General features: G+C 62.7%; 15 protein-coding genes and 1 tRNA gene. 6 read left to right on the top strand and 10 right to left on the bottom strand.

The genetic code is table 11. The annotated features are described in order from the left end of the window. Positions 1-205: 205 nt before the first annotated feature. Both MKK51_RS25810 and MKK51_RS25805 read left to right on the top strand, forming a co-directional pair. A complete protein-coding gene (locus MKK51_RS25810; RefSeq protein ID WP_243982478.1) occupies positions 206-490 on the top strand; it encodes a hypothetical protein in 285 nt (94 codons plus the stop codon). A 203-nt stretch (positions 491-693) separates the two neighbouring features. Next, positions 694-1,527 carry a phosphotransferase family protein gene (locus MKK51_RS25805; RefSeq protein WP_243982476.1) on the top strand — a complete coding sequence of 278 codons (834 nt, stop codon included), beginning with the start codon at positions 694-696 and terminating at the stop codon, positions 1,525-1,527. Between the two features lie 287 nt (positions 1,528-1,814). Here the strand turns inward: MKK51_RS25805 and MKK51_RS25800 are convergent. The 10 genes from MKK51_RS25800 to MKK51_RS25755 form a co-directional block, all read right to left on the bottom strand. Further along, positions 1,815-1,904, bottom strand: a tRNA-Pro gene (locus tag MKK51_RS25800). Continuing rightward, entirely contained in the window at positions 1,872-3,071 is a 1,200-nt protein-coding gene (locus tag MKK51_RS25795) for a tyrosine-type recombinase/integrase (protein WP_243982474.1), read from the bottom strand. Before MKK51_RS25795 ends, MKK51_RS25800 begins: the two co-directional genes overlap by 33 nt. A gap of 348 nt (positions 3,072-3,419) precedes the next feature. Further along, positions 3,420-4,166, bottom strand: a complete 747-nt coding sequence (locus tag MKK51_RS25790; RefSeq protein ID WP_243982472.1) for a hypothetical protein — start codon at positions 4,164-4,166, stop codon at positions 3,420-3,422. A 226-nt stretch (positions 4,167-4,392) separates the two neighbouring features. After that, positions 4,393-4,698, bottom strand: a complete 306-nt coding sequence (locus tag MKK51_RS25785) for a hypothetical protein (RefSeq protein ID WP_243982471.1) — start codon at positions 4,696-4,698, stop codon at positions 4,393-4,395. Continuing rightward, the gene (locus MKK51_RS25780) at positions 4,695-5,003 is read right to left on the bottom strand and encodes a hypothetical protein (protein WP_243982470.1); all 309 of its coding nucleotides are present in this window, start codon (positions 5,001-5,003) and stop codon (positions 4,695-4,697) included. The genes MKK51_RS25785 and MKK51_RS25780 overlap by 4 nt, the downstream gene beginning before the upstream one ends. A 3-nt stretch (positions 5,004-5,006) precedes the next feature. Further along, entirely contained in the window at positions 5,007-5,285 is a 279-nt protein-coding gene (locus tag MKK51_RS25775; protein WP_243982469.1) for a hypothetical protein, read from the bottom strand. A 69-nt stretch (positions 5,286-5,354) separates the two neighbouring features. Then, positions 5,355-6,590: a hypothetical protein gene (locus tag MKK51_RS25770; protein ID WP_243982467.1), complete on the bottom strand. Its 1,236-nt coding sequence runs from the start codon at positions 6,588-6,590 to the stop codon at positions 5,355-5,357. Between the two features lie 97 nt (positions 6,591-6,687). After that, on the bottom strand, positions 6,688-7,140 hold the full coding sequence (locus MKK51_RS25765) for a hypothetical protein (protein WP_243982465.1): 453 nt from the start codon (positions 7,138-7,140) through the stop codon (positions 6,688-6,690). 175 nt (positions 7,141-7,315) lie between these two features. After that, positions 7,316-7,996, bottom strand: a complete 681-nt coding sequence (locus MKK51_RS25760) for a helix-turn-helix transcriptional regulator (RefSeq protein WP_243982463.1) — start codon at positions 7,994-7,996, stop codon at positions 7,316-7,318. 380 nt (positions 7,997-8,376) lie between these two features. Then, positions 8,377-8,646: a hypothetical protein gene (locus MKK51_RS25755; RefSeq protein WP_243982462.1), complete on the bottom strand. Its 270-nt coding sequence runs from the start codon at positions 8,644-8,646 to the stop codon at positions 8,377-8,379. Between the two features lie 841 nt (positions 8,647-9,487). Between MKK51_RS25755 and MKK51_RS25750 the strand changes: the two genes are divergently transcribed. From MKK51_RS25750 to MKK51_RS25735, 4 genes are all read left to right on the top strand, one after another. Further along, complete coding sequence (locus tag MKK51_RS25750) at positions 9,488-9,784, top strand: hypothetical protein (RefSeq protein WP_243982460.1); 297 nt, start codon at positions 9,488-9,490, stop codon at positions 9,782-9,784. Positions 9,785-9,995: 211 nt separating this feature from the next. After that, positions 9,996-10,217, top strand: coding sequence for a hypothetical protein (locus tag MKK51_RS25745; protein WP_243982458.1), 222 nt, complete (start codon positions 9,996-9,998; stop codon positions 10,215-10,217). 1 nt (position 10,218) lies between these two features. Further along, positions 10,219-10,806 (top strand): hypothetical protein, encoded by a 588-nt coding sequence (locus MKK51_RS25740; RefSeq protein ID WP_243982456.1) that lies wholly within the window; start codon positions 10,219-10,221, stop codon positions 10,804-10,806. Further along, on the top strand, positions 10,803-12,046 hold a 1,244-nt coding region (locus MKK51_RS25735), incomplete at its 3' end, for a DEAD/DEAH box helicase (protein WP_243982447.1). The genes MKK51_RS25740 and MKK51_RS25735, both read left to right, overlap by 4 nt.

Raw genomic sequence — 12,046 nt, 5'->3', positions numbered from 1 at the left:
AGTCGGGACGACGGTGCCCGTACACGTGCCCCATCGTAACGGCACCCTCGACCACCGTCTCGCCGCATGAGGGGCTTATGGCCCATACCAAGGGGTACCGATCCCGACCGACGACCGGGATCGGTCCGTTCGGCGGGGTTCATCGGTTGAAGCCAAGCTTCAGCGCCCTAGATGCCGTTGCCCTACCCACAAGGAAGGATATCCGATGAAAGACCTGCGCTCCCTCGCGCTCGCCGCGGCGCTCGTATGTGCCGGCTTGACGTCAACGGCCCAGGCCGCTCCCCTGGCCGTGGATGCCACCTCGCTCGGACAGCCGGCAGCGACCGAAACCGTCCAGTACGGGTATGGGTACCGGCCCCGTTACGGGCATTCGCCCCAGTACCGCTATCGGAAGCACATTCGCCGACAGATGCTTCATGAACGCCGCTATGACGCTCACCTGCGCCGCCAGGATCAGCACTATCGTCGGGCTTACCGCTACGGCTACTGACGGGCTGCAGACTTCGGGGTGAAGAGTCCGCGCAGTCAGACCCCGCCCGGCGAGAGCCGGAGCGGGGTTTTTGCTGCGTCATGTGTGCACCGGCACCTCCTGCCCATGCCGGCGCCGATCCCGTCCCGGATTGGATTGCCGACTGAACTTTATCGACCATACTTTCGCGCATGGCATCGAGGGGGCCATGACGTTGGATCGATATGGTATTGACGCAAGAGGTCGCTCTTGATCAGGCACGTCGCATCGGTGAGGGACGGAGTGCCGAAGTCTTCGTCGAAAAATCGGGTCAGATACTGAAACTCTACAAGGCGAGATGGGGAAAGTCGCTCGCCGAGAGGGAGTTCGTTGCGACGTCTTACGCCCATTCTCAAGGCCTGCGCGTCCCGGCCCCTCTGGGGGTCATCGAGCGGCAGGGACGATCCGGCGTGCTGTTCGAACACATCGACGGCAAGACGGTTCTCGAACATTTCAAGCGGAGCCCGGTCGGATTGCTGGGCGCCTTGAGGCAGCTTGCCCAATTTCAGGTCGGCATCCACACGATCGTCGATGCTCCGCTTCCCAATCAGCAGGATGCCCTTCGCGTCCAGGTCTCCAGAGCACGGGTTCCTGCCTGGCTGAAGCAGACGACGCTCGCCGTGCTCGATCGCCTGCCCGACGGGGACAACCTCTGTCACGGTGATCTCCACCCCGAGAACGCGCTCTTCACGCCGGACGGACTGGTCGTCATCGACTGGGAAAAGTCGACGGCAGGACATCCCGCGGCCGATGTCGCTCGCACCGAGCTCATCCTTCGATCCGGACGCACCGGCGCCGTCAACGCTTGGGGTCAGGCGGTTGATGCGCAGATCCGCGCGAGATTGGCGGATTTCTACGTGTGGACGTATTGCCGATTAAGCGGCATCGACAGGCGGGACATCGACGCCTGGCGATTGCCCATGATCGTCGCCCGCCTTTCCGGGCAGGCCGCCGCGAACGAAGAAGACCTTCAGGCGGAAGCGCGAGCGCTGGGAGGCCGATTCGCGCATCTGGTCTGATGGGTGGCCCGCCGCCGGGCTCCGCCTGACGCACGGCGAGCGAACCGAGCCGTAGCGCAGCGGGGTGGGCGGGGCCGCGATGGCCGCCGCCCATGTCCGACCTGCGTCGACGACGTAATGCCTCACATTCCGCGCCACAGCGCAGCGACGTGGCTCGTTGTCAGCGGCACGCCGTTCGCGAAGATGGCGGACAACATCACGCGGAAACCGATGCTCGTCATGCGGTCCACGCCGTGCGGCTGGGGTTTTGGGGGAGGCAGTAAGAGACTGCGAACTCTCGGGAAATTTGGTCGGAGTGGCAGGATTTGAACCTGCGACCCCCACGTCCCGAACGTGGGGGCAAACTAGCCCGCCTTCGAGAAATCGACCACGTTCCCCTCGTTTGTTCCCGCCTGTTCACGGTCGTTTCTGTCGTTTCTGTCGGGTTTCTGTCGGGGTCGTCGGCCCATGCGCTTGGCCGCCTCCCTCTGAAAATCGGGATGGTGGTGCCAGTACACGCGCTCGATCGTGTCGACCGTCGTCGAGAAGAAGCTGGCCGCCTCCTCCTTACTGACGCCGTGGTGCATGGCCCAGGTCACCGCCGTGTGCTTCAGGACGTGAGGCGTCACGTCGTCGGATAGGCCAGCATCCGCTCGTGCGTGCCGGAACGCCTTGTCGACGTCCTTCACGGGGCGCCCCTGCCATTCCACCGGATGGTTGCGGCATAGGCCCTTTCGATGCCATCGGCGCAGGTGCGCCAGCAATCCGTCGGGGAGGCGCACCGGAGCCTTCCGCTTGTTGGTCTCGCGCTCGCCGGATGGCCGGCGGTAGAAGACGCCGGTATCAAGGTTGATCCAGCCTCGACCCTCGGTCGGCGTGAACGATGCGGCGCAGATCGCTCCCGCTCGGGTGCCGGTATAGAGGGCGATCAGGATGAACCGAGCGACGTGACGCCGAGTGCGCTTGTCCGTCTCATGCCCCTTCTGGATCTCCCGATACCTATAGGCTGCCCAGACCAGGCGCGCGGCCTCGGCGCGTGTCAGCCAGCGCTCGCGGGATTGACCCTTCTCCGGCAGAACCACACGAACGATCTCGCGGTGGTAGCCCTCGGACAAATGGTGTTCGATAGCGGCCCGGAGGTCTTCGAGCTGGCGCCGCGTACCGCCCTCCTCGACATAGGCCCGGCAGCTGTCGCCGTTGACCTGGGCAAGGCTCTTCGTTCCCCAGAACGTAAGGAGCGCCCTGGCGCGTTGGGCGACCTCCTTCGGCCGCGCCTGTCGGTCGGCGCAGTCCGTCAGGTAGATGTTGATGACATCCGCGAGCGGGATGGCAGCGAGTGGACGGTGGCCTTCCCGCGGGGGCGTGTGCTTTTCGGCGAGGTATCGGCTGAAGGCTTGTTCGGCTTCTGGAGGAGCGCGTCTATCGTCCGTGACAGGGACGCCTGTGCTGCGCTTAGTCCCACCGTCTCGGATGACCCAGATGGCCCGTTCAAGGAGCTCCCCGGTTCGTGGATCGCGCCGCTCTGCCTGAGCATAGAGACGGGCGCCTTTCGAAGGCCTCGACATTGTTTCCTCATCTGCTCGATGGCGTGCAACGTTGTGTATTCCTTGCCCGCCGTGAGCTCGACATCCAGCCGGCCAGCATCACGCTCTCGGCGGAGGCCGCTGACCGTCATCGACCCGTCCGGGTAGGCGAGGGCCGCGGCGACTTCCAGGCGCAGCGGAGTCGTGTCGGAGATCGGTCCCTGCGGGATCGCGACCCTCCTAGCCTTAGCCATCACGCGAGTTCCTTCGTGGAGACGCAGCAGGGCAGCCGCATGGCTTCGATCATGACGGGCTCCGTAGAGATCAGAGGGGCGTTCGCGCCGACAATCGGGTTCGTGAATTGTGAGCCTGCCATCGGCGCGAACGGAGCTAGAAGTGGAAGGTGTCGGACGAGATCCGATCACCTACGGTCGCGCTGCCGTCATCGAAGAGCTTGGCGTCCATACTCAAAGGCGCCCCCCAATCCGGGTGCATTTTCCGAGTGGCGGTTACGGCTCGCTTGCAGGCGGCGCGTAAAGGCTCATCCTCAGGAGAGCACTTGCCCTCGATGCACAGCATATGGACAATTTGGATTGCTTCCTCTCGAATGTGACGCGGTAGGCCGCGCGGGACGATAGAGTTGACCCGCTCGCGCAATGCCTCTTCTCCAAGGGCTAGGACCTTTTTGAGGGAGGATTTATCAATGCCCAACCTGAGGTGCCGTCTGTATATACTTTGCTGGCCCCGGCCGGGCGGCTTTTCGCCTCGCCGCAACATCGCGTCTTCTTCTGGGGTGAAATCGCCCAAGTGAGGCTGTCTTAAACCCAGCCTTCGACACCGGACGCGAATGCTCCGGGCCGAGCGTTCGGGTAGTAGTCTTTCCATCTCCGCATAGTCCGGGAACTTGTCCCGCAATATTGCAATATGACAGTCTGAATAAATTTCGTAATCTCGCGCCTCCATTACCCCGTAAAACTTCGCGCGCTTGCGCATTGCATCCTCTGATATACTTGGGAGCATTTTTGCTATGACGGCCGTATTTTTCTTATAGAACGTCTTAAAGACCAGTCTCATTTCATCGCAACTGTATTCCCGGCCGCTCCTATCGACGGCAGAAATTCGTTTCTTTCCGGGCATTTTGCCATTCCTTCGTTCGCGTTGCAGTGGCCGCCCTCGATGTGTCGGCGGGCGGCGTAGCAGGCTACGATCATCGGCCCGAAGGTGAAGGCCATGACAGCCGTGAGAGCGTGGACGAGGATGGTCTAGATCATGACCTTGCTCCAGTTCGCTTGCCGGCGGCGCCCGTAGGGTGGTGCCGCCGAATGAAAGGCAGGCGATCGGGCGCATGGGGGCGTGCTGTGCTTCAACCATTGCTCGGCACTCCCTGCGAATAGATGGCCCATAGGGGGGGCTCGCCCTCCGGCCCGAACAAGTCGGGCAGAGCGTCCTCAATGAAGGCGAAGATCTCGGTCAGGGCGGCGTTTGACCGGTCGTTAGCCTCCGAGCGCGCGATAGGGTCCGACAGCACCTTGTCCGGCGCCTCGTAGGCACTGCCATCGAGGAAGCCGTGGAAGACCATGATGAGGGCGAGGAAGCCGATGTAGTCGGCCTGCGCCGGCGAGAGGCTGCCCCACGCCTGGGATAAGTCCAGGATGGTCGGCACCCTCATGATGCCATCTCCACGATATCGAGGACGCCGTCGTCGGCATCGCAGCCCCGGCCGGCGCCGAGGGCCTCGGCGATCATCCCGCCGAGCATGTCGTCGGCCCAATCGTTCGGCAGGCCCATGTAGTGGCCCGGCCGACGGATCATCCCGCAGAAGAACCGGCCGTCAGCGAACTCCATGGCCTGGCACGGCCCCTCGCTCGGGTGGCCGGGGATGTACTCAATGGCGATCCCGCACGGGACGGCAGCGCAACAGAAGCCGCAGCCGTTGCAGGGGGAGCCGTATGGCGGCTTTTCCGGCGCCTTCATGGCTTAATCCCTCCGACCAGCGAGGACTTCGGAGATCCGGCCGACCGACACAGAGAACCGCGTCGACATGGCTTGATACCCCTCGCCCGGATGGTCGGCGGCGTACCGCCTGATCGCCTCGGCCAGCCCCACGGACATAGTCCGGCACTGTGGCCGCGCCTTGCGAACAGGCTTGCGACGGCGGAGCTCGCCAACCCAGCGCAGGAGCTTCGCCCGGAAAACCAGATCGGTGGTCTCGTTCGCCGCGGCCTGCATCTCGTCTCGGATTTCAGGGATGCGCATGATCGTCCCTTCCCATCACCGCGACGTCGTAGGCGAGCGATCCGGCCGGGCGCGTATTGAGCTTCTGGCTCACGACCGAGCCTCCAGCGATAAAGGCGCGGACTCAGATTGCTGGCTGCTCAGCGTGGCCACGTCCTCCATCACGGATAAGATCAGCTTATCGAGACCGTCGCGCTCCTCATCGCACTTGTTGTCCAGCCAACTTGTTTTTAGCATCCGGGCTTTTGCCGCCAAGGTCTGGATAGTGTCAGCAGGCTCCGAAACTGCGCGGTCCCAAACTAGATTATACTTGGTCATTTCTGCGTCTAAGCGGTCATTGGTCCAGCCTTCCGCGATCGTCGCCTCATTCAGCCATGCGGCATGTCTCACGGCCCAATCGCAGGCCTCGGCGAGGCCGCCAGTAGGGATAACCGCCGGTGATGGTTGAGGCGGGCGCGCCACCGTGGCGCGCTTCGGGGGCAAGGCGCGGACCTCAGCGATCGGCTCAAAGCCGGTAGGGACAGAAGCCCGGAGCGCCTTGAGCAGCGCGGGATAGACCTCGGCAAAGACGGTCTCGGAACCGTCCTGCGGCGAGCCGTCCAAGTTGCCGTGATTGTCCACCCACATCTCGATGAAGGCCGCGAGAGCGAGGCGCCCCGCTTCCGTGGTCGGTGCGGTTTCCAGAACTTCGGTGGCGAGGTCGGACCATACGCAGGCGAGGCGTAGATCTTCCTCACTTGCGACATCCCAGCCACCGAGAGCTTCCGCCCCCTCGACTTCAAACCGCTTGCTGAAGGCTTCTCCAGCAGCCCGCGCCGCGTGATAGCGTTCGATGGCAGAGAACACCGGGTCGGGAATGGCGTCGAATGAAAGACGCAGTAACAGGGGCGACCGTGCGATGAGGCTAGTCACGGCCTGCTCGTCGTCCGAAATCGAGACACCGTTCTTCTCGGAATACTCCACGGCAAACCGGGACAGTTCACGGCAGCCAGCGGCGGTAAGAGGCACCGTTTTAAGAAGCGTGCCGTTGTTGTGATCCCAAAGAGCGCGAAGGGCATCTGCGCGCTCGCCTTCCGCCAAGGCCTCACCCTCGGCGGTATCGGCTTCCGGCCTCGCGTGAAGAGTCTCGGAGACGGCAAGGAGCCGGCGGCCTTCCTCGATCAGCGCAATGATCGGGTCGGCCGTTCCCTCGGTCGAGGCCCGCTGTTCCGTCGCCGTCAGCAGCTTCGTCGCGGCATCGTCCAGCGCCGCCTTATCGGTCGCGCTGCGCTCCACATCCTGCCCTTCGGACACGACTGTGCTATGGGCAAAAGCACCCTGTTCCATGCTTCATCTCCGTGGGTTTCGGGGTAGGCCTCGCCGGTGGTTCAGCACCGGTGGGGCCGCTTCATTCCGGGCGCGCGGGATTGCGAGCCCGATGAATTCAGGCTGCGAGCGCCAAGGGCGCGCGGGCGGTGGTGATGGCGGGGGCGGCTGCGCTCAGGCGCACCAGTGCGTCGGCGACATTCGCCATGGCAGCGGACAGCTGCCATCCCCGCGCCGACGAAGGGCAGTCCCAAGGCATGAAGGTGCCTGAGAATTCGGCGATATAGCTCGCGAACGCTGTGACTTGGGCCATGGTGGTGAGCAGCGTGCGGACGAATTCGTCGACATGCTCGCTGTAGACGTCCTTGTAATCCTGCAGGGCGTACTCGGCTTTGTACCTAGGCTTAGCCGTTTTCTTCGCCTCGTACAGCGTGAGCATCTTAGCCCAGGCCGCGCGGTGCGTCGCGATGGCTGCGTCGACCGGATCGAGCGGGCCGACATCAGTGGCGCCGTCCAGGAACCGGGCAACCTCGGCGGCCTCGGCGTCGGCGATAGTCTTGCGGCGGGCCATGGGTCAGGCCTCGCCGCTGGTCAGGACGTTGCCGATCGCCCAGAGCAGGGTGAAGGCGCAGATCGGGAGGAAGGGGTAGGTGTTCGCAAGCATGTAAGCGCTCCTCGGCTAAGTCCCGAGAAGCAACATAGCCCCATCGGCTATGTCGATGTCAACTTATTTTTAGCCGTTGCGGCTATGTACCGTTTGAGCCCTCGCTATCGGAGCGATCCTCGGCCTCCACGCTCTTCCAAGCTGACGGATTGAAGAGAGCCATTGTGACCACCGCAACCGTATCTAAGATGACGTTCCGCAGGGGCGCTCCGCTAAGGATGTTAACATCGTAGGTTCCATTTTTACGGCCGGGAACGACAAATCCCAAAATGTTTCTCGTGTAATCTTTGCTGTCCATTTTGATACTTGCGATACAAAGTCGGTTGATAAATATATCTATGTCTTCAGGTTTTTGCCATGTAACCTGAACTAAATCATTTGTTTGAAAAAATGGAAAGAAACCATCACTCTCTATCTCGAACCATTGCACGCCGGCCCGACGATAGAAATCGATATTTACTAGATATCCATTAAATATTTCGTTGCCCGCCTCGTCGAGGTAATATTCCACTTCGCCCCTCGAAGTAATTGACCCATCAACAAATATGCGCTTCTGTTCTGGCTCTGTATTATAGACTGCAAATTTTCCGATCTTTAGCGCGTTGCCTATGCGCTCGGCCCAATCGAAGGACAGAGGCAGCTTGCCGCGCTCCAGGCGCGAGATGGTGATCCAATGGGCGCCGACTGCCTCCGCCAACTCTTGCTGGGTTAGGCCTTCCGCTTTCCGGAACTCGGCGATGCGATTGGGGGCAGTTTTGCTCATATAGCCGTATGCACTCCGCGGTTTCTGGAGGTCTATAGCCGCTGCGGCTCATATTCATGTTGCCGGAGTTAGCCGCATCGGCTATGCATCAATCTATGGCGAAAAGCATGTCCTTTCGAGCGTGGCGCGACAGCAAGGGTCTATCTCTCGCGGATGCCGCGCGCCGGCTAGCCATTGGTGGCCGCAACCCATCCCGCACGCTCCAGCGGTGGGAAACGGGAGAGCGTGCGATCCCGGCATGGGCTATAGCGGCAGCTTTTGACATCTCTGCTGGCAAGGTGCCGGCAGCTTCCTGGGCGTCCGCCCGACGCAATTTTCGCTATACCCGCCCACTTGCGCCACCTGAGCGAATGCTTGCGGGGGCTGCTTGAATGCTTCTTTTACAAGCCCATGCGCATCAAGGACACGCTCACCTGCCCCAGCAGGGCCGCGGCCGGTGTCCCGTTTGCTATCCTGCCGCGATCATCGAGGCGGTTCGCCAACCGCTCCAGCGTCTCGACGGTGTGCGAGTCGGACAGGACCGCAATCAGGTCCACGAGCATCACGGCGAGGGCGTCAGCCAGGACGGTCTCGGTCGGCCGCCGGTTCCGACCATCGTCTTTCTGCAGTGCGGAGGGCGGTGAAATGGTGCTCGGCAGGTGGATGCGCATAGCCGGTCTCTCGGATCGCCAAATGGCGGAAAAGGTAGGTGGAATATCGATTTCCGGTATTCGAAAGCTCCGATACCGGGAGCGTGGACCGTCGATCCGAGTTGCCGCCCGGATCGTCGAACTGAGCGCGGGCGAAGTCACCGTCGCCGATATGCGGCCGGTAAAGCGCCGACCGGGCAGCCCCTCCGTTGCCGCGGAGGGCGCGCACCCATGATGTCGTCAGCGCCTCATCACGACCGTTCCTCTCTTGCTGCCGACCATCGTGTTGTGAGGCGGTCGCCCCTTCCCCTGGTAGCTGCCGTACTCGGGCCGCTTCGATTTCGTCACGTCACTGATCTGCCGTCCGCCAATGCCCGCCAAGACGTTGCGCACTGCCGATCCTTCGTTTCCGTTCCGCATCTCAACGCTCCTCGTCACGCCGATCAACATGGCCGAGGAGTCTTGGGAGATGTCCCAAAAGTCTTGGGAGGGGTCAGTGACCGCTCTGTCGTTTGAAGCATCCGAAGGACTGCGCGATCTCGCGCTCCCTCTTGTCGCTGGGGACCGCGTCAAGTCGCAGATCGGGCGAGCCGCACGTCGCGCAGGCTTGTCCTACTGGCGCGCTTTCGACCTCTGGTACCGGAAGGCCCGACGGATCGAGGCGTGTGAGATTGAGGCAATTCGGGCGGCTCGTGCAGCACGTAGCCAGGGGAAATCACATGAACTGGCCAGCTTGGCTGCCGAGTGCGAAGCGCTTGCGGAACGCATGTCCCGCTTGGCTACAGGATCGGCTGGGGCGGATGCTCACACGCTACGGTCTCTGGCTGACCGGTCTCGGCGTCTGGCTACAGGAGAATGACGATTGAGCGTCGACTCCGATAGCTACGTCTACGACGTCCCGCCCGAACCGGCGATCGACAGGCTCATCCGCTGGCACGAAGGGCGCGCCGGCGTCGATGGCCGCTTGGCCTTATCCCTGGAAGCCGAGGGGCTGGACGTAGCCGCCACGGCCAACCGACAGCGGGCGACGGCGCATCGCCAGACCGCACAGTGTCTCAAAGCCCTGCGGGAACGCCATTGCGTACCGCCGGGATCAGAATTCCGCGGCCACCTTCAATCGACGCCTCGCCCCAAGGCCAGGGTCCGCGCCCCGCCCTGATTGTCGCCTCGGCGCATAGCGTCGGCCAACCTCCCTTCAGCAACTTTTCGCCGGATGCGCAAGCATTTTCCGGAACGGTGGGGCTATGTCCGAACCTGCATACTTGCATCAGACTGATGATGAAGAGGGATATAGCCTCATAGCGTCAGAAGTGCCGTGTTGTCCAACCAACGGGATCTGGATTGATAGCCTGCGTTGGTGCATCGCCGTCATGGATGCCGACGACAAGGATCTCGGTTTCGCTGCCAGCCTCCTCGCGCACGCGGCGGGCAAGGGTGGTCTTACGGCGAAGCAGGAGAAGTACGGCCTGCGTGTCGTGCACCGGCTGTACGCCCTCTGGGAGGCCAAGGCGCTGGCCTGCCAGCAGCCTCGCTCCGAACCCTCAAAAAGCCGGACAGACCTCGCCTCGATGCCGACGGAGGGGCGAGCGTAGAATGGCCCGTATCCGCTCGATCAAACCCGAATTCCCGCTGTCGGAGACGGTCGGCGTTCTCTCGCGAGACGCCCGCCTATGCTTCATCCTCCTCTGGACCATCGTCGATGATGAAGGGAGGGCTCGTGCGGCCTCGCGAATGCTCGCGAGCCTTCTGTACCCCTACGACGACGATGCCCCGAGCCTTATCGACGGGTGGTTGGCCGAGCTGGAGGCTCATGAATGCATCCGCCGGTATGACGTCGATGGGTCGACCTACCTCGACATACCTAAGTGGTTGAAACACCAGAAGATTGACAAACCGTCGAAATCGAAACTCCCCCCATTCGATGGACAGTCGCGAGGGCTCGCGAATAATCGCGAAGCCTCGATGTTGGAATATAGATCAAAGACCTTGGACCTAGGACCTAGGACCAGGGATCAGAACCTAGCCGAGACGAACCTATCAGGATGTAGCACTGACACGGGTGAGCAGGCGGACGGCCAACCTGAGCCGTATGGGGATGACTCTTTCGGCCCCGCCATCCACCACGGCTTGGACGGCAACGGCTACGACCAGCACGACCGTGACGAGGAGTTCGCTGGATGAGCCGCGATCTCCGTCCTCATCAGCAGGCCATCATTGAGCGGCTGCGTCAGTCCCTCTCCACCGGCCATCGCCGGCCCATGCTCCAGGCCCCGACAGGTTTCGGCAAGACGGTGGTCGCCGGGGCGATCGTCAAAGGCGCCCTGTCCAAAGGCAAACGGGTCCTGTTCGTCGTCCCCGCAGTCGCGCTGATCGACCAGACGGTGCGGTCGTTTTTCGCCGAAGGCATCCACGACGTCGGCGTGATCCAGGGCGACCATCCGATGACGGATGCGAGCAAGACGATCCAGGTGGCATCGATCCAGACCCTTCAGCGCCGGGCGATCCCGCGTTTCGACATCGTCGTGATCGACGAGGCCCATCGCTGGTTCAAGATGCTGGGCCTGTGGATGAAGGCGCCCGATTGGGCGTCGGTGCCGTTCGTCGGCCTCTCCGCGACGCCTTGGACGAAGGGCCTGGGGAAATATTACGACGACCTCGTTCAGGTCACGACGACGAAAGAGCTGATCGAGACCGGGTACCTGTCGCAGTTTCGGGTCTACGCGCCGAGCCACCCCGACCTAAAAGGGGTCCGGACGGTGGCCGGTGACTATCACGAGGGCGACCTGAGCAAGGCGATGAACCAGCCCAAGCTGGTCGCCGACATCGTCCAGACGTGGCAGCGGCACGGGGAGAACCGCCCGACGTTCGTGTTCGCGGTGGACCGGGCGCACGCCAAGGCCCTGCAGAACAAGTTCACTGAGGCGGACGTCTCGACGGGCTACATCGATGCCTACACGAAGCCCGCCGACCGGGAGGCGATCTTCCGGCAGTTCACCGCCGGCACCGTGCGGGTCATCACCAGCGTCGGGTGCCTCACCACTGGCGTCGATCTCGACGTTCGCTGCATCGTCCTGGCCCGCCCGACCAAGTCCGAGATGCTGTTCGTCCAGATCATCGGACGAGGCCTGCGGACGGCGGACGGCAAGGACGACTGCCTGATCCTCGACCATTCGGACACGCACCTGCGCCTTGGGTTCGTGACCGACATCCACCACGATACGCTCGACGACGGGCGCGAGCGCCAGAAGCGCGATGCGAAGGCACGCGAGGAGGCCCTGCCGAAGGAATGCACGTCGTGCAAATTCCTGAAGCCGGCCAAGGTCGCCAAGTGCCCCGCCTGTGGGTTCAAGGCGGAAAAGCAGAGCAAGATCGAGTGCGACGACGGCCAACTCACCGAGCTGACGCCGGCCCGGTCCAGGGC

It is taken from the genome of Methylobacterium sp. E-045 (assembly GCF_022829685.1).
Classification (GTDB): Bacteria; Pseudomonadota; Alphaproteobacteria; order Rhizobiales; family Beijerinckiaceae; genus Methylobacterium.
Note: the sequence above shows the minus strand (reverse complement) of the source record. Positions and strands in the feature narration are given on the sequence as shown.